Below are 24,154 nucleotides of genomic sequence, written 5' to 3' on the forward strand. Positions count from 1 at the left end.
TATTTTTTATAAGATTTTTCTATGTCGAAATGGTAAAATGTTTATTTTTATTAAAAAATATCTGTCATGTTAGTTAAAGTTTTTGGAAGTGCCGTTTTTGGTGTCGAAGCGACTACCATCACTGTCGAAGTGAATATTGATAAAGGAATAGGCTATCATTTAGTTGGATTGCCTGATAACGCCATTAAAGAAAGTAGTTATCGAATTGCCGCAGCACTTAAAAATAACGAATACCATTTTCCTGGAAAGAAAATCATTGTCAATATGGCTCCTGCCGACTTACGTAAGGAAGGTTCAGCCTATGATTTGACCTTGACGATTGGGATTTTGGCAGCTTCAAACCAAATAAAAATGGATGAAATAGACAAATACATTATCATGGGCGAATTGTCTCTGGATGGTAGTTTACAACCTATAAAAGGTGCTCTGCCTATCGCTATCAAAGCTAAAGAAGAAGGTTTTAAAGGTTTTTTTCTGCCGAAACAAAACGTAAAAGAAGCGGCAATTGTGGCGGGACTAGATGTGTATGGCGTTGAGAATGTATTGGAAGTGATTGATTTTTTTAATGGTAAAGGAAGTTTAGAGCCTACACGCATTGACACTCGAGCCGAATTCTATAAAGATTTGGATTTTCCTGAATTTGATTTTTCTGATGTGAAAGGGCAGGAGTCCATCAAGCGTTGTATGGAAATTGCAGCGGCTGGTGGTCATAATATTATTTTGATTGGTCCACCCGGAGCAGGAAAAACCATGTTGGCCAAACGTTTGCCGAGTATTTTACCGCCCATGACCTTGAGAGAAGCCTTAGAAACAACTAAAATACATAGTGTGGCGGGTAAGTTGAAAGAAGTTGGGTTAATGAACCAACGACCATTTAGGAGTCCGCATCATACTATTTCAAATGTAGCGCTTGTTGGCGGTGGAAGTTATCCGCAACCGGGGGAGATTTCGATGGCACACAATGGGGTATTGTTTCTAGATGAGTTGCCCGAATTTAAACGGGATGTACTCGAAGTGATGCGCCAACCGTTAGAAGACCGTGAAGTGACGATTTCGAGAGCCAAATTTACCGTGACTTATCCTTCTTCGTTTATGTTGGTGGCGAGTATGAACCCAAGTCCGAGTGGTTTTTTTAATGACCCTGATGCGCCACAAACTTCTTCGCCACATGAAATGCAACGTTATTTGAGTAAAATATCAGGACCTTTATTGGACCGAATCGACATTCATATTGAAGTGACTCCAGTCCCTTTTGAAAAATTATCCGATGATCGTAAGGCCGAAGCTAGTGTGGATATTCGTAAAAGGGTTACTGCAGCTCGAGAGTTTCAATCCTTTCGTTTTCAGGAGATGGAGCACATTCATTATAATGCGCAAATGAACACCAAACACATCCGAGAGTTTTGTGCCCTTGATGAGGAGTCCAAACAATTATTAAAAACCGCGATGGAACGACTCAATCTTTCGGCACGTGCTTACGACCGAATTTTGAAAGTTTCAAGAACGATAGCCGACTTGGAAGCTTCGCCGAATGTTGGCCCTTCACATATTGCCGAGGCGATTCAGTATCGTAGTTTGGATCGTGATGGGTGGTTGGGGTAGATTGTTTGCTCACTCACTGTAGCGAGCTAGGACACGGATGAAACGGATTCGCTAAAGCGAAAACACTGATTTAAACGGATTTTGTATGCTGAATTTTAAGGAGATAAAGTTTTATCAACTACATTGTTTATCATTATGACACACAGTAACCCCAATCTTGTCTTTGCGACGTAGGAGCAATCTCCGTAAGTAGCTCGACAAAGTGTTTCTTGTAATTCTGGTGCTCGATTGCATCGAGTACCTACTTGCTTTTGTGTACTTAGGCACATTCAGAAGTAAGCCTACTTTTTTGCAAGAAATAAAAAAATGACCAAATTTTAGAGTTTCAAAATTGGTCATTTTTATTTTTCACGGACTCTGATGTATCAAAAAAGTCTTTTTTAGGTATTGACTAGACGCACGTTCTCCACGGAGGTGTTTTTTGTTTTTTTAGGCTGCTAAAATTTGTTGCTGCTTGAGAATTCTTCTTCCTATTTCCAGGGCATTTCCTGTATGTATTCCGAAGAAGATCCAAAGCATTTCACTTTTTTGGGTTTTGGCTTTTATCTTTTTTAGATTGTAATGTTCTTTCTCTTTTCCAAAACTTCCTTCTAATCGAGTGGAGCGTTCTTTTTTGATTTCTTTAGCTAAGATTTTACGCTGTTCTTCATTTTTGCCAGCTTTTCCTTTTCGCACAAAATCGGTTTGGATGTTGTTTGAAGTGGTGAATGTTCGATTTTTATTGGTGGCATAAATTGCATCAGCACCAAGCATTTTTACTTTAGTTTTGGTTAAGTTTTGAGCGCAAAAAACCGTGCTTTGAAGACGTGTACCTTCATTGAAAGCTCTGTACTGAATATGTTCTATAAAATTAATTCCATCAATTTGGATTTTGTTGACTTTGGCTCCAAATTCAACTTGTTTTACTTCCTTACCTCTTACAATAGGTCTAATATAGCTTTTACTAATACTTATTATTCTATCTGGAACACTTTTGCCTGTTTTAAAAATTTGAGACTGTTGTTGATACACCTTAGCGATTAGAGAACGTTGGTTTTTGTATTTTTTAGTAGCTTCAAAAGAATTTTGATTCTCAATTTTATTGAGTTCAGCGTTAAGTTTGTACAATAATTTCAACAGTCCTCTGGTTACTTTTGTACGGTGTTTTGATTGCTTTTTTCTTTTTTTAGAATATTCATTATAGCGTCTACACCAATCCAAATACTTGGTTCTTGGTAACTTGATTTTTAACATACCACATAAGGCTTCCATTTGTTTGTAATTCCATTGTACGCATTCCCATAGTAGTTTTTGATTAGTTGGAAAGCGTACCTCGCTTTCGTAACAAGTGGCATCGGTAAAAATTTTATCCAAATCACTCATAAATGGAATCCAGTTTTTAGCTAATATTTCTTGACTCTTTCGAATATTTAAACCTTTGGAGAGTTCCATTCTGATTTGGCTCACGATTTTAAAATTAGTCAGGGGCTTGTCTATAGGAATTAGAATGTCGCAAAAAAACTGCATGAAAATATTACCGTTCAAAAGCTCAATAAGTTTTTTATCCGAGCAACCGTAGTAATTTTTTAACATCATCAGGGCAATCTTACCCTTGGGACTAAAATAACAATGAGTCCCTTTGTTAGAATCTTTCAATTTGAAGGCTTGACTAAGCTCAGAAAAAGGCATTGAAAGGTATATTTTACCCAAATCCGTTTTTAAAAATTGGGCGTAAAAACTATCAAAATTTTCATTGATAGTAAAAATTGAAAATTTGTATTGAAATTCGCTTAAACGTACTATTTTTGCCATCACACTTTAAAAGAAAACCCCGTTTTTGACTCGTTTTGAGCAATTTCGGGGTTTGTTTCTTCTAAAATAATACCTATTTTGCTGAAAAACAACTTTTTGTGTTATTATGAATGTGCCTACTTAATAAAGCATTTTTAACGCGGGTGATTTACTCAATATGTTTTTTTTAGATAACCCAAAAAAACAGGAACAACTCTTAAGTCATTTCTGTGTTAGTCTTCCGCGTTGCAAACGCTACGATTTTGTTTTAATTTAAGTAGGTACTCGATGCAATCGAGCACCAGTTGGAAAAGTATAAACTAGTTGTTAAAAGACTTAATAATCATTCTGAACTATCTCTTAGAAAAATAGCTAGCATAAGCGGTGTGAGTTTAGCAACTGTACAGAAAGTTAAAAAGATATTAGATAAACAATAGTTTAATATATAATGTTTTTTAATTATTTATTATAATCTCTTGCTTTTAATATTTCTGTTATTTTGTTCAATTTTTCAAACTCTTCATTTATTACTTGTGAAATATTTGTGATTGATTGAAGTGTTATTGTCTGGGTGTTATACATTACTTCATTTATACAATCAAATGATTCTTTCGCTTCACCCGATAACAAATCTTCTAATACAACTAAATGGTACTTTAGTGCAGGTATTTTTTCATTAAGAATTTTAGTCACTTTTTGAAATTCTGTTACTGCTGGCGATATTTCTTGTAGTATATTGTTATATTGATGTGTAAGTAAAAATAAGGTTACATCCGATTGTTCTTCATAATTGATTATCATAGTTTATAGGTTTAATGTTTATTATTTATAGGTTGTACTTGTTTTTTCTATTTCTGGTGCTCGATTGCATCGAGTACCTAATTGTTTTTGAATACTAAATTAAGCGTTTTTATAATGGATAGTTTACTCAAAACGTGATTTTTTTAGATAGCCCAAAAAAAAATAGGAATAACATTTAAGTCATCCCTGTTTTAGTTTTCCGCGTTGCAAACACTACGATTTTGCTTTTAATTAAGTAGGTACTCGATGCAATCGAGCACCAGATGGAGTTATGATTCTCCCTTTGATGACACAACTTTGGTCTTTGCATCAAATATGTGAAATACAACATTTGCTTTATTTCGAGTACGTTTATCATCTGAGATAAAATAATCACAAAATGATGCATGATATGCGTGACTTGAATCCCATAATCTCGCATAGTTCGATTTTTCATTATACTTGTCTTTCCAATAACCAACCAAGTCTAATAATTCAAATACTCCTGCGACTTTGTTGTGCAATCCAAAATCTTCATTATTCGGAAATTGAGCAATTGCATGATCAATTAAACCAAGTAATGAAAACCCACCAAATGCATCTTTTTTTTCATTAATTTGTTCGACAACTTCAGAAGGGCTATAATTATTCAGTTTGGTTATATCTAAATTTAATTGGTTTCTGAATACCGATTTTTGCTCTTCGTTAGTTGAGTTTACCATGCTTTTCATTGCACTTTGTCCAAATTCGACATCAGTAATTGTTTGATAAACTATTGAAGGTTTTTCAATGAGTTTATGTACAATTTTGGTTTTTAATTCATGATATAAATAGTTGTTGTTTGTAATTTTTGTTATTGTATTAAATCGCTTTTCCAAACGTTCTTTGATTTCTTTCGGCGTTCCTTTAATTTCGTGAGCTTCTTGCAAATGAGAGGCAGAATAGAAAAACTGATTGATTTCTTTATCAATATTGTCTATTACATTTTCTATCGAAATATTTCCTTGTTCAATTTCGATAATGATGTTGGTGTCTAAATACGCGGTTTTCATAAATTGCACATAAATTGTATATATGTATGACAAAATCATACAAAGCCACCCAAAACAGGGTAGATATGTATGACAAACGTCAGACTTTAATCAAAACCAAATATATTTAATTTATCTTACAAATTACTAGTGCCTTTAAATTTTGAATTTTTTAAAAACGATATCAATAAAACAAAAACACAAAAAACAGCCCCGATTGCAGTGGAAATCCTCCCGATTTTTCTTCGGGAGATTGCAACGGAAAGCGGGAGGAGACTTCATAAGAAACGAAATAGTTCTGCTCCTAAAACAAAAGCCAATGCTTATCGATTAGAACGTCTGTCGTTGTTTTGACTTGGGCGTCTTGGGCCAAAGCTGTTGTTGCTTCGAGCCTTGTTATCGGTTTTTGGTTTTTTGGGAGTCGAGTTGCGTTGCGGTCTTCCTTGTCCTGGTTTGATTGGCTCAGTAGAGGCGTTTGGGTCTGGCTCGAAACCTGGGATTTGTTCTTTAGGTAATTTCAGGCCTACTAATTTCTCGATATCACGTAAAAAAACGGTTTCGTCAGGACTTACTAGCGAAATCGCTTCTCCGCTGGCACCGGCTCTTCCGGTACGACCAATGCGGTGTACGTAATCCTCAGGGATATTAGGCAATTCGAAATTGATGACATGCGGTAACAACGGGATGTCGAGACCACGAGCGGCAATATCAGTGGCTACTAGAGCGGTCAAGGTTCCGTCCTTGAAACCTGCCAAAGCTCTGGTTCTAGCGCCTTGTCCTTTGTTTCCGTGGATGGCAGCTGCTTTGATACCTGCGCTAATCATGGCTTCGGTTAGTTTGTTAGCACCTTGTTTGGTACGGGTAAAGACCAAAACTTGTTTCCAGTTTCCTTCGGAAATCAGTTTTATGATTAATTCGGTTTTTTTCTGTTTGGCACAAGGATATATCTTTTGGATGATGGCGTCAACGGTGGTGTTCTCAGGCGTTGCTTCTACATGAACGGGATGGTGCAAAATCCCCATGGCTAGTTTCTTGATGTCCTTCGAAAAAGTAGCTGAAAAGAGTAAATTTTGTCTTTTGGCGGGCAATACTTTCAAGATACGCTCGATGTCACGCAAGAATCCCATGTCGAGCATACGATCGGCTTCATCCAAAACTAAGATTTCGACTTTGGAAAGCGAAATTAAGCCTTGATTTTGCAAGTCGATTAAGCGTCCTGGAGTGGCTACGAGTATATCAATTCCGTTGCGCAATTGTGCCACCTGTGGTTTTTGATTTACACCTCCAAAAATGACTGTACTTCGTATATCAAGGTAGGTGCTGTATTCTTTGAGGTTTTCAAATATTTGTGCCGCTAGTTCTCTTGTTGGTGTTAATATCAACGCACGAACGGGTCTGTGGCTTAGTTGTTTTCCTTGTGATAGGATTTGGAGTATGGGTAATGTAAAACCAGCTGTTTTTCCTGTTCCTGTTTGCGCTGATGCTAAAACATCTTTGCCTTCTAAAATTGATGGAATTGCTTTTTGTTGAATTGGGGAAGGGGTTGTATATCCTTTTTTGCTGATGGCTTTCAGTAAAGCATCAGATAATCCTAATGAGTTGAATGACATAAATAGTGTTTGTAAAGTAAACACTATGGTTAGGTTACTTTAATTTGGTGCAAAGATGCAGCTATTTTTTTCGATAAAGTGATGGAATGTCAATAAGTTTAGTGGAATGACTTTTAATTTAAGTGATAAAAGTAAATCTTGGGAGCGACTTTGCTAATGTAGTAAGCCACGAATTCACGAATTAAGATAGTACATTCGTGAATTCGTGGCTTTTTACGCTACTAAATGGTTTGCTTAACCCGTTGGGTGTAATTATTAAAAACGTCAGTTCGAGTGTTTTTTGTGGAGAGAAACGGAACAAAAAATGTATCGAGAACCGTTTTTAATGATGTTTTTCTTGTTCTCGATACAAATTTTCTGAAAAAGCTATTCGCATTTTCTGAAAATTTACTCGAACTGACGAAGAAACATTATCAAAAAATAATTACACCCAACGCGTTAACTTATTTAAAAACTTCCAGTAAAATGAAATCCTACCATCGAACTCGTAATTTGCGGAACAAGCTGTTTGTTCATTCTGAATTTCTTTGGGTTTTCGATAACTGCTGTTCCGTTGTTTTTGGCGATTTGTTTGCGGCTGCTATTCACTACTGATTTACCGATGATAGTTCCTACTAATCCACCCACTAGCAAATCTGAAACCCAATGGTTGTGTCCTTGAATATCGGCTAGGAATACTCCTGTAGCAATGGTATAAGGAATCCAATAGTTGTTGTATTCCATTTGGAAAACCTTAGCAACTGAAAAATAAAAGGTTGCATGGAAAGAAGGAAAGCCTGTTCCATCAGCTATACTTTGAAAATATACGGGATGATAGTTTCCAAAATCCCAATTGTCTTTAGTCCAAGGAGCAACAGCAGGGTTATTGTCATGTATTCTTCGTTGCGGTCTGTTTCGAGCAAAAATAGTTTTTAAAGCCAAATGTGAGATAACGTATGAATAGGTTATGGCTTTAACAGCATTGACGGCAACTGTTTGTCCTTTTTCGTGGTTGGCTACTAATGAACCAGCGTACAATCCTAAGATAGGGTAGAGCATATAGGCGTTGTTTCCTTGAGCCCAATCGATTTTAGTTTTAATAACATCTATTCTGGGAAGCGAATAATCTACTGATGGTTCGATATGATCGTGTAAAAAACCGGTTGTTATTTTGTCTGTAGCAATTAAACCAACAATTCCACCTGCATAAATAGCGGTTCTTTTCCAATCTGAAGAAATAGTGTGTCCCATTTCGGTAAAATCACCTGGAACACTCAAGATACTGTTTTTAATAACTCTTCCTGCTGTTTGAAAATGATTTGAATTTTGAATAGTTAGACTATCTGTTTGTGCAAAACACTGAAAGCTGAAAAGGAGTAAAAGGAATAAGTAGTTGTTTTTCATGTTGGATTAAATGTCTGATTTGTAATTGGGGCAAATATATTTATTGGTCCCAAAAATAGTTAAAACTATGCACTTTAGTGTATTTCGCTTTAGCTTCTAAAAATTTTTGCCACAGATTATACAGATTCAAAGGATTAATCTGTGCAAATCTTTTTAATTCTATCTAACTCTTGTCTAAATGTGTGTTTATCAAATATTTCTATTAAAAAAAATCTGTGTAAATCTGCGTGCAAAAAATAAGCACGCAGATTTGGCAGATTTTTGCAGATAATAATTTTGATATTAATTAGAAATTTGTGTAATTCAATTTAATACATTTTTGAATTTGTGCTAATTTGTGTAATTTGTGGTCTTTTTCCAAGTTAGCAACTCTTTGTCAAAGTCCGACCACTTTCTTTAAATCTGTGGTTAATTAAGTCTATAGTGGTTTAGTTGAAAATGCAAGAATGATATCTATATAAAAAATAATTTACTTTATTTCAGCAAAAGTATTTCCTTGATTGATATCTCCAGTTTTATACCCTTTCATAAACCAATATTTTCTTTGCTCTGAAGTTCCATGGGTAAAAGATTCAGGTACGATATGTCCTTGCATTTTGGCTTGGATAGCATCATCACCTACGGCATGGGCAGCACTTAAAGCTTCGTCAATATCACCAATTTCAAGGACATTATTCATTTTTTGGTTGTAATGCGTCCATAAGCCAGCATAAAAATCAGCTTGTAATTCTAATGCAACAGATAATTTATTGGCTTCGGCCTTGGATTTACCTTGCTGTAATTGTCGCATTTTGGTAGAAGTTCCTAAAAGTGTTTGTACATGATGGCCTATTTCGTGAGCTATGACATAGGCAGTTGCAAAGTCACCACCTTGAGCACCAAATTTAGTTTTTAACTCCTCAAAGAAGGTTAAATCCATATATACTTTTTGGTCTCCCGGACAGTAAAAAGGTCCCGAAGCTGACGTTGCTCCACCACAAGCGGTTTGAACGGAGCCAGCAAATAAAATGATTTTCGGTTTTTCGTATTGAAGATTGTTTTCTTGAAATATTTTTGTCCAAACGTCCTCGTTATCGGCTAAAACAGTCCTTACGAATTCTTGTTCTTCAATTTCGGCAGCGGTCAAATCGCGTTGTTCTGTAGGCGCTGATTGCCCTTGGTTCATTTGTTCCAAAATAGGAGTAATCATTTGGGCATTTTCACCTCCAAAAAGGTTTAGTAGTAAGATAACAACCCCTATGATTCCACCTCCAGCAATTGCTTTACCACTGCTAGACATACCTCTTCTGTCTTCAACATTATCGCTTTGTCTACGTCCTTTCCATTTCATAAAATTTAATTTAGGTTTTAGAAGTGACTAAATTAACCATTTTATTAATGTTTCTTCAATAATTCCTTTAACAATTGGTTTCGAAATGTAATCATTCATACCTAAGGCAATGCATTTGTCTTTTTCTTCTTTTTCGGCTCCAGCAGTAATGGCAATGATTGGTGTTTTTTCACCTGATATTAAGTTACGGATGGCTTTAGTAGCTTCGTAACCATTCATAAGAGGCATTTGAATATCCATAAATATCAGGTCGGGTTTTATGATTTCAAATTGTTTTACAGCTTCAATTCCGTTTTTGATTTCAACAATAATAGCTTCTGGCAAAATATTTTTGATGATTGTTTTAAGCAATAACATGTTGATTTTATTGTCTTCAACCAGCATTATAGTAAGGGTGTCTTTTTTATTTTTAAGTTTTGTTAGATTATCTAAATGAACATCATCAAAATAATTGATTTGCGAAACATCTACACGACTAGTCTTATTTGATGTTTTTATATTTAAATCAAAATAGAAGGTACTTCCTTTATTTACCACACTTTCAAGCTTCAAGTAACTTTTCATTAATCCCAGAAGTTTGTTTGATATACTAAGACCTAATCCTGTACCCCCAAATCTTTTTGTTGTAGAATTGTCTTCTTGTGAAAAGGCATTAAATATCTTGTCTTTATTGTTTTCTAAAATTCCGATTCCAGAGTCAATCACAGCAAAACGAACAGTATTATTCAAAGGGCTAGTTTGTTCAATTTTTGTAAGTTCTAATTTGACAAAACCTTGATTTGTAAATTTAACTGCATTGGATAACAGATTAATTAAAATTTGCTTAACACGAACCACGTCAATCCAAAAATATTTTGGTACATCAGGAGCAATAATGAGTTGTAAATCTAGTTTTTTAATATTTGACTCGTAAGATATTAAATCTATAACTTGGTGGAGTAATTCCTTAATTTCAATTTTTTCAATATATAATTCCAGTTTTCCTGCCTCAATTTTAGAAAAGTCCAGGATGTCATTTACAATTCCTAAAAGTGAATGAGCAGATTGATTCACCGTTAACATATGTTTTTGTTGGTTGACACTTAAATGTGTTTTCATCAATAAATCAGTAAACCCGATGATACCATTCAAAGGTGTTCTGATTTCATGACTCATATTGGCTAGAAATTCAGACTTTGCTTGATTTGCAGCTTCGGCATATTTCTGGCGCTGAATTGCTTTTTCAGCCTCTTTTCGTTTGGTAATATCGAGCATAATTCCCTCGATATATACGATTGTATCGTTTTTGATAACCGCATCACCAAATTCTTCGACCCAGGCAATTTCATTGTTCTTTTTGATAATACGATAAATCAAATGAAAGGGTTCTAGTTTAGCCAGTTTCTTTGATGATTCCGTTAGTGTTTTACCTAAATCTTCGGGATGTATCAAATCAGTAAATGAGATTCTTTTTTCTAGAAAATCTGCTTTTTTATACCCAGTAAGTTTTTCAATTTCATCGTTTAAGTAGATTTTAGTGTAATTTTTGTCATTTTCTGACAGATAAACAGTTCCAGGAATGTTGTTCGCTAATAATCTAAATTTTTCTTCACTTTCGTAGATTGAAGTTTCAGAATCGATACGTTCTATTGAAGCAGTAATATTACGGCAAAGTGTTTGTAAAATATTAACTTCATCCTTAGTCCATGGTCTTTTATTAGAAGTGTCATCAAAGCCTAAAAAGCCGTGGAATTCATTTTTGACAAATACAGGGAAAAGTATTAAAGATACTACGTCTAAATTTTGAAGTTTCTCTCTTAGAGAATCATTTTTAATTTTTGATACGGTTGCTTTATAAAAATTATTCTTTAATAAAGGATTCAATAATTCTTCAAAATAGTCATATGGTAAATTTTGAAGTTTAGGATTGTTCTCAGTCAAAGTTGTATTACCATTAATCCATCGGTATTTTTGACAAATAGTGTTATTCTCTGGATTGTTTTTATAATAATAAGCGCGATGTGATTTTGTAGCATTTCCCATAATAATGAGAACATCAGCGAAAATATCATTGATGTCTTTTTTATTTAAAAATTTCTCAGTACAAAGTGTCATGGCATCTAGCAATTCACTTTTATACCTTAACTTTTTTTCAATATCCAATCTCATTTTAGACTCGAAAGCTATCGCAATGATGTCAGAGATTGATCGAGCAAAATTGATGTCTTCATTATCCCATTTCACTTTGTTTTCGGTCGCTTCAAAACAGATGATGCCTTTCAGTTCACCGTTTATTATTATTGGTGTGTCTAATAGAGAAACAATGTTGTTTTGCGGAAAATAATCAGTACAAAACTCATTAAGCACATCACTTTTATGAACATTTGAGGCAACTACTTGTGTTTTTTGATCTATTAGGGAAAAATAACTCGGAAAGTCTTTTTTTGCCAAAGTTGTTTCTGCTAAAAAAGTGTCTTGTTCTAAACTATATAAATACTGGCATTTGATTTTATTTGGCAAATAATTCCAAAAACTAACCCTTTCGATATTCATCGTTTTAGCGGTTGTTTTTAAGATTGTTTTTAATTTTTTATTTATACTCTCTTTATTGGAATAACTTTTCTCTGTAAAAGACTTTAGAGCAGCACTGTATTTTTGATTTTTTAGCTGTCGTTCCGTTTTTTCTTTTTCACTATTTTTCAAGTAAGTAATATCACGGGCGATGGCAAAATAACCTTGAATTTTCCCTGATTCTCCTCTGTTTATAGAAACTTTTTGAGATAGCCAAATTTCATCCCCATTTTTAGTAATTACTGGAAATTCTAAAACGGGAAAACTTGTTAATTTTACATTTGGATTGGAGTAGAAGTGTAATACCTTTTCTTTATAGTCCTCATGTATTAAATGAATAAAATTTGAATTAAACAATTCTTTTAGACTGTAGCCTGTAATTGTTTCGGTATTTTTATTAATAAATATATAATTACCAAAACGGTCTAACTCATAAATGATATCATTAGCTGATTCAACAAGGTTTTCATATGATTTTTGAATGTGAATTTGTTCTGTAACATTTTGCCCAACGCCAATAAATAATTCGTCAGAATGTTTCTGATAATTCCATTGAATGTATTTTATACTTCCGTCAGCACACTCAATTTGGTCAATATATAATTTGTCTTTAACTAGGTTTAAATTTAAAATTTCATCAATATAATCGGTATTTTTAATGTAATTCCAAAGCCCAACACCCAGGACATCGATGATTTTATATCCTAAAATAGGCCATACGCTTTCACTACAAAATACAACCTCCTTTTTTCTATTAATGGCAATGGTAAGTGTTCCCCCTTTGTTTACAATTTCATTTGAAAAACGAAATTCATTTTTTGTATTTAAGTACGTTATATATCTGATAATATTGACACAAAAAACAACTAAGCAGTAGTTAAAAAGTAGAACGAAAGCCTTGGAAGGGACTAATTCGAATGTGTATAGAATAAATAATACACTAAAAACGGCAATTGAAAATATCCAATAGAGACGTATTGGTTTAAGAACATTAAATGAAAATAAAAATAAGATAATTAAACCTACGTAAGGAATACTATCATTAGGAGATATGATAATATTTCGGGTTACATAAGGTAGAAATAAGCAAAATAATAATTTAAATAAGAGATGTAAATTATTGAATAAGCTAATTGACTTTTTACTTAAATAGTAAATGAGCAGTAGAGTAGAACCAAAAATAATATTTTTTACAAATAAACTTTTAGGCCTAATTTTGAAAATTTCTAAAGTAGTTTCGAATACTATAAAAAAGATACCAATATATAAAAAGTAAAGCTGTGAGTCTTTATTTTTGATTTTTTTGGTAAGTTGAATATTGGAAAAATTAGTGTTTAATATTGACTTGGGTTTAAAATAAGTGTAGGTAAATATTAAAACTATAATAATGAAAAAAGCTATCAAAGTTCTAAAAAAACTTTTATCAATACTTATATTATCAAATGGTGAAAGATAGTTTATTTCCATAGGAATACGATTCCCAAAAAAATAGGTTAAATTCAAAATCGTATTATTTAAAAAAGTATTGCAGAAAAACATAGTGGTATTTTATTTCTGTTGTTTTGTTTGAAATTTAAGAAAAAAAAGAATTTTAAATGCATTTTTATTCTATTTCTTCAAATCCAATGATTTCTTTATAAAGTATGTAATATAAAGAGTATAGAAATGGTATTGTAAAGAGAACCCCAATACAAAATACAATCAAACCAACAATGGCAGCTACCATAGAGACAGCTACTAAACTTAGTATAACCAAAGGTTGTTTTGATATTATCATAATACTAGTTCTTATAGCTTCTAAGGCTTTTAATTTACCAAAAATAATAAGCGGAATAGTTAAAAGTGTGTAAAAGGAAACAAGCATAGTAATTATTGATCCTACGATGGGAAGACCAGCAAGATCAAGGGCGTTTGTTATTCCAGTGTTAAAAATGGTAATAAAGAATGTTGCGATGAATAACTCAATAAAATAAGATAATTTGTAATATTGGAATAAAGCGCTAATAGGAAATTCTTGGTCTTTATCAGCACAATAGGCCATTTTTAAAAAACCTGCAGTAAACGGACTGATAAGACAGGTAAATATAATTGCACATCCCGAATATATTAAAATAAACTCTTTAGAAAGATTTTCAGGTTTTAAATTTTCAGGTTTTAGCATATCGGTTATAGTTTCCATGCCGAAGTATGCCGATAAAGAAATGAAAACAGTGGCAAAGAATAAAACGGAAAATACAAATATTATTAAACCAGCATATATAGCTATTTTTTTATAATTTTCGAAAACGAGGTTGAAAACATTTTCGAATTCTAGTGTATATCCGTTTTCTTTTATGCTTTCTATTCGATTTTGGGCTTGATTCATAAGTTGATTTAATTTTTATTCTTAAAGGTTGTTATATTTTGAAATAAATTTCTTCGATTGGAATTCGGAAGCGTTCTCCATACACGCCATTTTCTTCACGGATACCACAGGCAATGATCATATTTATTTCAGAGCCAGAGCCCAGCCCGAGTATTTTTTTTACTCTTAAAGAGTCAAAACCTTCCATTGGACAGGTGTCATAACCTATAGAAGCCATACTTATCATGAAGTTTTGAGCGGCTAGAGCTGCACTTTTTTGAGCAACCACTCGCATATCACTTCGTCTGGATTGTCTGTACGTAGGTTTGAAGAGACCGATGATTTGGTAACGCAAAAACTTTAATGCGCCTAGGATTCCAATAAAATCAAAATAGAGTGTGGGAACTATTTTTTTGTAATAATGTAATGAAGCTTTTTCTCTTTTTGTATATTCCGATTTAGGTTTATTTCCATAAAGGTTTTTTAAAAATTGAATATTAGACTGTATTCTTTTTTTCCATAAATCTTTTCTTGCTACGACTACTATCATTTGATTGGCCGTTTTTGCTGCGTTTTGGTTAAAACTGACAGTGCTAATTTGGGACAAAATAGCAGGAGAAACAATGTGGTAAAATTCCCAAAGTTGCATATTACTGCTTGTTGGTGCGAGTGAAGCAAGTCGAATGCATTCTTTTACTTTATCAGTATCAATATTTTCTTTTTTAAATACTCTTATGGAGCGTCTGTATTCTATGGCCTCGCTTACTTTTTTTTCGTTACTCATGTCCATGAAAGAATGATTTTGTTTGATGTCCAAAGGTAAGTTGAATTTTAAAATAATAATAATGAAAATTTAAGACGAAACGAGATAGAAAAAAAACCTCCGAAGTTTTTTATTTGGATATTCAAATAAAAAAAACTTCGGAGGTATAGAAAAATAATACTTTTAAAAGTACTTTTCTAATGTTACGTATTAACGTAATCCTAAACGATATCCCATATAGAAATCGGCTTGTTTAGTGTCGCTAGTTAAGGCTGTAACAATTGAGCTCGATCCAATATAGAATCCATAAAGACGTAATCCGAATCCTCCAGTAGTTCCTGAAATTTCATTTTTAGCCCAAGGAGAATAAACTTCAAAATTGTTTAATGAGAAACGAGGAGTTACTGATATTACATTTTGAGTAGTAATTTGGTCGTTATCATTATCGTTACCTATTTTTTGTTGGGTGTATAATGAAACATAAAGTTTTGATACCACTTTTACATCAGCGTAAGCAGAAAATATTGTTGGTAATTTTACTTTAATATCAGATTCAGCTTTAGTTGTCGTCAAGTAACCTTTGTTTTTTAAAACTGTTTCAGCTTCTTTTAAACTTTCTACATTTTCAAAAGAACTTAAGTCAAGTCCAGGGTTACCTAATGTCCCTTTAGGAATCACAAAGGCGTAATTGGTAGATGAATTTTCAGGGTCTTTAAAAGTCATTGAACCAATGTTTTTAACAGCCATACCTGCATTAACTTTATAACCGTCTTGGTCTTTAAATTGGTAGTTTACACCAAAATCAGCTGCAACACCATTTAGTTTACCAAAAACAGATTTAGTGTAGTTGTCAGAATCGGAGAAGCTACCCGTTAAGTTTCCTGAATAGGCGATATTTAATTTTGTGTTTATATCGTTCAAATAAGCCGTAGTCACCGCATAATCTATATTTCCTTGGAATTTGTCGATACCAAAGTTGGCATACGAACCTGGGAATAATAATTTTAAGGCAACTCCACCATTAAATTTGTGTTTTTCATTTTCGAAGATGTTTCTAGCCACTGTAAAACCAAGTTCACCCCAAGTGGTAGCATTCATACGCTGATTGTAGTCACTTTTTAAAGCTACAGAACTTAAAATATTTCCATCATTCCCATCAATAATAGCTTTTCCTAGTTGAGAGTCAAGATCAATAAAGTTGGCTTTGATATATGCTTTAGAAGTAACTCCAAAAGCCCATTTGTTAAGTTTCATTGCGAATCCAGGACCATAAATTTCAGAATCGATACGCAAGTTTATAGGTTCGTTTCCAGTGAAGATTAATTCTTCTAGATCACTATCCGAATTGATTAAATCTTTGAAACCTACTTTGTTATTTGAGGAACTGATACTAAATGAAAAAACATTAATATCATACTTTGAACCTAGGTTTGAAAGTTCTGCAGGATTGGTGCTAGCACTTAGAATTCCAATTTTGTTCGAGTTTTTTAATCCTGAAAAATGGTCTTGAGCTACAGCATTCAGCGAGCATAAACCTAAAAATAATAGAAGATTTTTTTTCATAAGAAGTGATTTAATAATAAATGTTTGGGGTAATTAATTTTTGTAAGGTAAATATATGTAAAAATTAAATAGCATTCCAAATGATTTCATTAGGAGTTTGTGCAATTAAAGTTATATTTTCTTTACTTACAGGATGAATGAAGATTAATTTTCTGGCATGCAAGTGAATTCCACCATCAGGATTGCTTCTGTCAAAGCCATATTTTAAATCTCCTTTAATAGGAGAGCCAATAGCTGCAAGCTGCGCTCGTATTTGATGGTGTCTACCAGTATGTAAATTGATTTCTAAAGCAAAATAGTTGTTCAACTCTTTGATGATTGTATAGTCTAAACTTGCAACTTTACTGTCGGGAACCTCTTTTAGATGTGCCTTTGAGCTGTTGTTCTTTTCATTTCGCTTTAAGTAATGAACCAGTTTGTCTTGATTTTTTGGAGGTTTGTTTTTTACAACGGCCCAATAGGTTTTTTGAGTTTCTCTATTTTTAAATAATTCGTTTAGACGAGTAAGGGCTTTGCTTGTACGTGCAAAAACTACGATTCCGGTGGTAGGTCTGTCTAGGCGATGAACAACACCGAGGAAAACTTCACCCGGCTTGTTGTATTTATCTTTAATATATTCTTTTACAACTTCAGATAAGGGTTTATCACCTGTTTTATCACCTTGTACAATATCACCAACTCTTTTGTTGATGACAATGATGTGATTGTCTTCGTGGATGACTTGTAAGTTGTCTTTGGTTGATACTATTTTCATAGGGACTTCTTAGATTTTAGACTTCTTCGATTTTTAGACTGGATCTAAATTTTGAAGTCATTTTGACGATTTCATCCAATTTAACAGTTAAGGAATCGAGATCTTTATAGTTTATAAAGCCTAAATCAGAAGAAATTAAAAGTTGTGTTTCAATTTCGTAGCAGGAACCAATAGCAATTTCTAAAAATCTTAAAAAATCTTTATTAGAACTTCTAGAAGATCCTTCTGCAATATTTGATGGAATAGATACGGATGCTCTTCTTAATTGGGATGTTATTCCAAATTTTTTATCACTGGGAAAAGTTGCAGTAATACAATAAATCTCTACACAAAATATTCTGCTTTTTTTCCAAATTAAAAGTTCTTTAAATTGATGCATCGTATGAGTTTTGGTTAAAGTCCATAAGTCTAAAAAATCTAATTATTCTAGATATCTAAATTTAATATTGTTCTTTTTCGTTAGGAAAATCTAGTGATTTTACATCTGTCACATACTGACTGATGGCAGTTGTCATGCCTTCATAAAGGTTCATGTAGCGACGTAAAAAACGAGGACTAAATTCATTGTTCATTCCTAGCATATCGTGAATAACGAGTACCTGTCCGTCAACATTTCCACCCGCTCCAATTCCTATGACAGGAATCGAAATACTTTTAGCTACTTGTTCTGCAAGGTGTGCAGGTATTTTTTCTAAAACAATAGCAAAACAACCTATTTTTTCTAATAATTTGGCGTCGCTAATCAGTTTTTCAGCTTCTTGTTCTTCTTTGGCACGAACAGTATAGGTTCCAAATTTGTATATGGACTGCGGTGTAAGACCTAAATGTCCCATAACCGGTATTCCGGCATTAAGAATTTTTTTGATTGATTCTTTTATTTCCTTTCCACCTTCTAATTTAACTGCATGTCCACCGCTTTCTTTCATGATTCTGATAGCAGAACGCAAGGCTTCTTTAGGGTCAGATTGATAACTACCAAAAGGTAAATCAACGACTACTAAAGCTCTTTCGATAGCTCGCACTACAGAAGAAGCGTGGTATATCATTTGGTCTAAGGTGATTGGTAATGTTGTTTCGTGACCTGCCATCACATTTGAAGCAGAATCACCTACAAGGATAACGTCAACACCAGCGGTGTCAACAATTTTCGCCATGGTGTAATCGTAGGCTGTAAGCATAGAGATTTTTTCTCCATGAACTTTCATGTCAATTAATGACTTGGTAGTTATTCTTTTGTAATCTTTTTTTGCTACAGACATTCTGATTTATTTAGGATTAAACCCTAGATGAAATTTGGGCTAAAAGAGTTTTATTTTGGATGTAAAATTAATCAAATAATTTAATGTTAACCTAATTCTAATAAGAAATGAACTTCATTGTTCTGTAAAGATTAATGAAGTTCATTTTGTCTGTTGATTATTATTTTTTACTAAAAGTTTTAAAATGAAACGATTAATGATGTGGTCGGTACAATAAAAAGAAGATTGTTAATGTGTTTTCATTTCGCTTTTACGTTTGTTTAATTGCGTTTCGATATCCGCCATTGTTTCTGCAGCGGCAATTTCAAACGAAGTTTCATTAGAGGATGCAAATATTCGTGGTCCTGGACAGCTCAACGTGACTTCACAAATTTTGCCTTTTCCATGAGAGTCTTTTTCTTCCTTAAAAATAACACCTGCACGTATAACCCAATCAAAATGTTTAGTCAATGCGTCCAGTTTTTTTATTATAACATGTTCGGCAGTTTTGTTCGTTTCAGCATGTACAAATTGTATAGTCGATTCCATATAGTACTTTTTTAAGTTAATAATTAATGTAAGGGGTGTATTTATAAAGTAAGTGCGGTTTAGCTAATTTTAGAATTTAATAGATGGGAGGTGTATTTTCAAATTTACACAATTATTTTAATTCTTTAGTATTTTCGAAACTATAAATTAAAGCTTAAATGAATGTTATATTATGTTGTTTTGTTTTGGTAAATTAAAAAATGGAGTTTGTGGGGTATTTTTTTAAGTTTAGGAAACTAAATGAGGTTGGTAATAGGTTATGACAGTTTGGGGTCAGTGTCAGTTTGTCATATTATTTTCCGCCATTTTAACAAAAACTGCCATTTTTTTAAGCGGATTTTGCTTGGCACAATGATTGCTTTAAAGTGACCAAGTTATAAAACGAATATATAATAAAATTAAATATAATAAAAATGGGTAAAATAATCGGAATTGATTTAGGTACTACAAACTCTTGTGTTTCTGTAATGGAAGGTAATGAAGCAGTTGTAATTCCTAATGCAGAAGGAAAAAGAACAACGCCATCTATCATTGCTTTTGTAGAAGGTGGAGAAATTAAGGTAGGGGATCCTGCAAAAAGACAAGCAGTAACTAATCCAACTAAGACTATTGCTTCTATCAAACGTTTTATGGGACATTCTTTCGGTGAGATTTCAGCTGAAGCTAAAAGAGTTCCTTATTCAGTAGTAAAAGGAGATAACAATACGCCACGTGTGGATATTGACGGTCGTTTATATACTGCTCAAGAATTGTCAGCTATGACACTTCAAAAAATGAAAAAAACTGCTGAAGACTATTTAGGTCAAACAGTAACTGAAGCGGTTATTACTGTTCCTGCTTACTTTAACGATGCACAACGTCAAGCTACTAAAGAAGCTGGTGAAATTGCAGGACTTAAAGTAATGCGTATCATCAATGAGCCTACTGCTGCGGCATTAGCTTACGGATTAGATAAAAAAGGAACTGATCAAAAAATTGCTGTTTACGATTTAGGTGGAGGTACTTTTGATATTTCTGTTCTTGAATTAGGAGACGGAGTTTTCGAAGTATTATCTACAAATGGAGATACTCACTTAGGAGGTGACGATTTTGACCAAGTTATCATTGACTGGTTAGCTGACGAATTTAATGCTGAAGAAGGTATTGACTTACGTTTAGACCCAATGTCATTACAACGTATCAAAGAAGCTGCTGAAAAAGCTAAAATTGAGTTGTCATCATCTGCTGAAACAGAAATCAACTTACCATACGTAACTGCTACTGCTTCTGGACCAAAACACTTAGTGAAAAAATTATCTCGTTCTCAATTTGAGAAATTAGCTGATTCATTAGTAAAACGTTCTATGGCTCCTGTAGCTCAAGCCTTGAAAGATGCTGGTTTATCTACTTCAGATATCGACCAAGTAATCTTAGTAGGTGGTTCTACTCGTATCCCAAGAATTGTTGAAGAAGTTGAAAAATTCTTCGGTAAAAAAGCGTCTAAAGGAGTTAACCCTGATGAGGTTGTAGCTATTGGAGCTGCTATCCAAGGTGGTGTACTTTCTGGAGATGTAAAAGATGTATTGTTACTTGACGTAACTCCTTTATCTTTAGGTATCGAAACTATGGGTGGTGTAATGACTACTTTAATTGAGTCTAACACAACTATCCCAACTAAAAAATCTCAAGTTTTCTCTACTGCTGCTGATTCTCAACCATCTGTTGAAATTCACGTATTGCAAGGAGCTAGAGCAATGGCTGCTGATAACAAAACTATCGGTCGTTTCCATTTAGATGGTATTCCACCAGCACCAAGAGGAGTTCCTCAAATTGAAGTAACTTTTGATATTGATGCTAATGGTATCATCAAAGTTTCTGCAACTGACAAAGGAACAGGTAAATCTCATGACATTCGTATCGAAGCTTCTTCTGGATTAACTGCTGAAGAAATCGAAAAAATGAAAAAAGATGCTGAAGCTAACGCTGAGTCTGATAAAATAGCTAAAGAAAGAGCTGAGAAATTAAACGAAGCTGATGGAATGATCTTCCAAACTGAATCTCAATTGAAAGAGTTAGGAGATAAACTTTCTGATGATGATAAAGTTGCTGTTGAGTACGCTTTAACTGAATTGAGAATGGCTCATCAATCTCAAGACTTACCAGCTATTCAAACTGCTTTAGATAACATCAATGCAGCTTGGAAAAAAGCTACTGAAGCAATGTATGCTCAAGGAGAACAAGCTCAAGGTGGTGCTCAACCACAAGGAGAACAAACTCAAGGAGATAACGTTGAAGACGTTGAATTCGAAGAAGTAAAATAAGTATTTTGTAGAGATGCGATGCATCACGTCTTTACATACAATAATAGAAAACCGAGCTAGAAATGGCTCGGTTTTTTTGTTTACATGTGTTACACCCGACAGGTTTTAAAAACCTGTCGGGTGTAACATTTAGGGCTGACAATAATAAGAATAAAAATCCGAGCTAAATGGCTCGGATTTTTTACTTATATTCAAAAACCTGTCGGGTGTACTATTTAGGACTGATACTATTTAAGAATAAAAAAACCTGTCGGGTTTAGTTTTTTTATATCAAAACCAATCTATATCATTGAATTCTCCATTTTGACTATGAATTGCTTTAAAGTTATCAATATTTTCAAAAAAAGAAATTGTTTTTCCGCGTTGTAATTTTGTTGGTTTATTTGAGATACAAGATAAATAGGAGCTCCATGGATATTCAATGGGATGTTCGCAAAATCCATGATTGACAGGATTATAATGGATGTATTTTATAATGTTTTGTAAATACTTTTCATTATTAACTTGTTTCCGTTTAAACGGTCGCTCAAATAAAGCCCCGTGTCTATTAAAACTTTTGTTGATTGATTTTGTATAAGCATTAAATAAATTTCCAAAAGATTGGTGGGGTGGAATGATTTTTTTTAGTTCAAATGATTCTTGAAGTAGAACCATTTCTTCCAATGATTTAATGCGCACCAATAAATGAAAGTGATTTTTTAATAAACACCAAGCGTATGTTTCAGCAATGGGATCAATATGTTTTGCATACAATTGTAAAAAATAATCTTGATTTCTATTTTCTTTAAATAAATTTTCATTGTTGATTCCTCTATTATAAATATGATAGTACATTCCGAATTCAAGTTTTTCAATTAATTGCATATTTTTCTTGATATTTAACCCGTCAGATTTTTGAAACCTTTCGGGTTTGGTTTATATTTTTTAGTACATATAAAATGAATAATAGTATAAAAGTAATTAATTGTTTACAAATTATAAATAAATAAAAAAAGGAAGCTCAAGAAGAAAAATAATGAAGATGTTGAATTCGAAGAAGTAAAATAAGTATTAAGATTAAATTGAGCTAGAAATAGCTCGGTTTTTTATTTACTGGTGTTACACCCGACAGGTTTCAAAAACCTGTCGGGTGAACTATTTAGGACTGACACTATTTAAGAATAAAAAAACCGAGCTAAATGGCTCGGTTTTATTTTTTTGAGAAATATTGGTTTTAAATATTGAAATTTAATAGATATCAATTTCAATTAATATTAATACCAACGTTTTTTATTCTGTTTTGAATTAGCTGATTTTCTAGATTTATGACGTTCACCACTTCGGTTTGAATTTTTGGGTTTTGTAGAACCACCTGGGGCTGTTTCTGGATTTCCAGAATGCCATGGATAAGGATGGTCACTAATGGTTTTTACATCTACTTTAATTAATTTTTGAATGTCTTTCCAGTATCCATGCTCGTCTTTACCACAAAAAGAAATGGCAACACCACCGTTTCCGGCACGTCCAGTTCTTCCAATTCGATGTACATAAGTTTCAGGAATATTAGGCAAATCAAAATTAATAACCACTGGTAATTGATCTATGTCAATTCCACGTGCAGCTATATCAGTAGCTACTAGTACACCTACTTCTTTGTTTTTAAAAGCATCTAGAACGCGTTGTCTAGCGTTTTGAGATTTGTCTCCGTGAATTGCCTCGGCAGGAATATCTTTTTTGCGTAAAGCTTTAACCACATTATCTGCACCGTGTTTGGTTCTTGAGAAAACCAACACATCTGTTAGATTTTCATTTTTAATCAAATGGTACAATAAATTTCGTTTTTCGCCTTTTTCAACATAATAAATACGTTGTTCTACATTCTCAGCAGTAGAAGATACTGGAGAAACAGTAACGGTTTCAGGATTGGTCAAAAACATTTCGGCTAATTCACGTATAGCAATAGGCATCGTAGCAGAGAAAAATAGTGTTTGTCTGTTTTTAGGAGTCAATTTGACAATTTTCTTCACGTCATTTACAAAGCCCATGTCAAGCATTTGGTCTGCCTCATCTAATACTAAGACATGTAAATGGTCTAAATCAATGAATCCTTGTTTGTGTAAATCTAATAGCCTACCAGGTGTGGCAATCAAAATATCGATCCCTTTTTTGAGGGCATCTACCTGTGGGTTTTGAGAAACTCCACCAAAGATGGTCAACTGGGTTAAGTTGGTGTATTTTGCATAGGTGTCAAAACTTTGGCCAATTTGAACCGCAAGTTCGCGAGTAGGAGTAACGACTAAGGCACGTATTTGTTTTGCTTTTTTGGATGAGCCAACAATACGGTGTAATTGATGTATGATAGGGATTGCAAATGCTCCAGTTTTTCCTGTTCCCGTTTGAGCACAACCAATTAAATCATTTCCAGCTAAAATCAGCGGAATGGATTGTTCTTGGATAGGAGTAGGGGTTGTATAGCCTTCTTCGTAAATGGCTTTTTGGATACTTTTTGAAAGTGATAATTCTTCGAATAACATATTTTTGGTATTAAATATCCTGTAATAAGTACAGGGATAGTCTTGCAAAGATAGTGTTATTTATCTATTCCTTA

Annotated in this window: 18 protein-coding genes; 2 read left to right on the forward strand and 16 right to left on the reverse strand. The window is 33.5% G+C overall.

Annotated elements, in window-relative coordinates:
- Positions 1-66 precede the first annotated feature (66 nt).
- Positions 67-1,602 (forward strand): YifB family Mg chelatase-like AAA ATPase, encoded by a 1,536-nt coding sequence (locus SLW70_RS11485; RefSeq protein WP_320888536.1) that lies wholly within the window; start codon positions 67-69, stop codon positions 1,600-1,602.
- Positions 1,603-2,031: 429 nt separating this feature from the next.
- On the opposite strand, the gene SLW70_RS11490 is transcribed toward SLW70_RS11485, so the two are convergent.
- The 14 genes from SLW70_RS11490 to SLW70_RS11555 all read right to left on the reverse strand — a co-directional run bounded on the left by SLW70_RS11490 (position 2,032) and on the right by SLW70_RS11555 (position 19,267).
- A complete protein-coding gene (locus tag SLW70_RS11490) occupies positions 2,032-3,393 on the reverse strand; it encodes a transposase (protein ID WP_320888441.1) in 1,362 nt (453 codons plus the stop codon).
- 438 nt (positions 3,394-3,831) lie between these two features.
- Positions 3,832-4,173: a hypothetical protein gene (locus SLW70_RS11495; protein WP_320888537.1), complete on the reverse strand. Its 342-nt coding sequence runs from the start codon at positions 4,171-4,173 to the stop codon at positions 3,832-3,834.
- 269 nt (positions 4,174-4,442) lie between these two features.
- Complete coding sequence (locus tag SLW70_RS11500) at positions 4,443-5,204, reverse strand: hypothetical protein (RefSeq protein ID WP_320888538.1); 762 nt, start codon at positions 5,202-5,204, stop codon at positions 4,443-4,445.
- Between the two features lie 302 nt (positions 5,205-5,506).
- Positions 5,507-6,793, reverse strand: coding sequence for a DEAD/DEAH box helicase (locus tag SLW70_RS11505; RefSeq protein WP_320888539.1), 1,287 nt, complete (start codon positions 6,791-6,793; stop codon positions 5,507-5,509).
- A 447-nt stretch (positions 6,794-7,240) separates the two neighbouring features.
- Positions 7,241-8,176, reverse strand: coding sequence for a phosphatase PAP2 family protein (locus SLW70_RS11510; RefSeq protein WP_320888540.1), 936 nt, complete (start codon positions 8,174-8,176; stop codon positions 7,241-7,243).
- Positions 8,177-8,645: 469 nt separating this feature from the next.
- On the reverse strand, positions 8,646-9,506 hold the full coding sequence (locus tag SLW70_RS11515; protein ID WP_320888542.1) for a neutral zinc metallopeptidase: 861 nt from the start codon (positions 9,504-9,506) through the stop codon (positions 8,646-8,648).
- A 27-nt stretch (positions 9,507-9,533) separates the two neighbouring features.
- Positions 9,534-13,559: a PAS domain S-box protein gene (locus SLW70_RS11520; RefSeq protein ID WP_320888543.1), complete on the reverse strand. Its 4,026-nt coding sequence runs from the start codon at positions 13,557-13,559 to the stop codon at positions 9,534-9,536.
- Positions 13,560-13,659: 100 nt separating this feature from the next.
- Positions 13,660-14,421, reverse strand: coding sequence for a hypothetical protein (locus SLW70_RS11525; protein WP_320888544.1), 762 nt, complete (start codon positions 14,419-14,421; stop codon positions 13,660-13,662).
- 31 nt (positions 14,422-14,452) lie between these two features.
- Complete coding sequence (locus SLW70_RS11530) at positions 14,453-15,217, reverse strand: nitroreductase family protein (RefSeq protein WP_320888545.1); 765 nt, start codon at positions 15,215-15,217, stop codon at positions 14,453-14,455.
- Positions 15,218-15,373: 156 nt separating this feature from the next.
- On the reverse strand, positions 15,374-16,726 hold the full coding sequence (locus SLW70_RS11535; RefSeq protein ID WP_320888546.1) for a hypothetical protein: 1,353 nt from the start codon (positions 16,724-16,726) through the stop codon (positions 15,374-15,376).
- Positions 16,727-16,790: 64 nt separating this feature from the next.
- Positions 16,791-17,480, reverse strand: coding sequence for an RNA pseudouridine synthase (locus SLW70_RS11540; RefSeq protein WP_320888547.1), 690 nt, complete (start codon positions 17,478-17,480; stop codon positions 16,791-16,793).
- 16 nt (positions 17,481-17,496) lie between these two features.
- Positions 17,497-17,859, reverse strand: coding sequence for a four helix bundle protein (locus tag SLW70_RS11545; protein ID WP_320888548.1), 363 nt, complete (start codon positions 17,857-17,859; stop codon positions 17,497-17,499).
- Positions 17,860-17,920: 61 nt separating this feature from the next.
- Positions 17,921-18,739 carry a 3-methyl-2-oxobutanoate hydroxymethyltransferase gene (panB, locus tag SLW70_RS11550; protein ID WP_320888550.1) on the reverse strand — a complete coding sequence of 273 codons (819 nt, stop codon included), beginning with the start codon at positions 18,737-18,739 and terminating at the stop codon, positions 17,921-17,923.
- A gap of 228 nt (positions 18,740-18,967) precedes the next feature.
- A complete protein-coding gene (locus tag SLW70_RS11555; RefSeq protein WP_320888551.1) occupies positions 18,968-19,267 on the reverse strand; it encodes an HPF/RaiA family ribosome-associated protein in 300 nt (99 codons plus the stop codon).
- Between the two features lie 413 nt (positions 19,268-19,680).
- Between SLW70_RS11555 and dnaK the strand changes: the two genes are divergently transcribed.
- Positions 19,681-21,567 (forward strand): molecular chaperone DnaK, encoded by a 1,887-nt coding sequence (gene dnaK / locus SLW70_RS11560; RefSeq protein WP_320888552.1) that lies wholly within the window; start codon positions 19,681-19,683, stop codon positions 21,565-21,567.
- Positions 21,568-21,837: 270 nt separating this feature from the next.
- Here the strand turns inward: dnaK and SLW70_RS11565 are convergent, their stop codons facing one another.
- Both SLW70_RS11565 and SLW70_RS11570 read right to left on the reverse strand, forming a co-directional pair.
- A complete protein-coding gene (locus SLW70_RS11565; protein ID WP_320888553.1) occupies positions 21,838-22,401 on the reverse strand; it encodes a hypothetical protein in 564 nt (187 codons plus the stop codon).
- Between the two features lie 419 nt (positions 22,402-22,820).
- Positions 22,821-24,080 carry a DEAD/DEAH box helicase gene (locus tag SLW70_RS11570; protein WP_320888554.1) on the reverse strand — a complete coding sequence of 420 codons (1,260 nt, stop codon included), beginning with the start codon at positions 24,078-24,080 and terminating at the stop codon, positions 22,821-22,823.
- Between the last annotated feature and the right edge of the window lie 74 nt (positions 24,081-24,154).

The sequence above is a fragment of the Flavobacterium sp. NG2 genome (assembly GCF_034119845.1).
Classification (GTDB): domain Bacteria; phylum Bacteroidota; class Bacteroidia; order Flavobacteriales; family Flavobacteriaceae; genus Flavobacterium.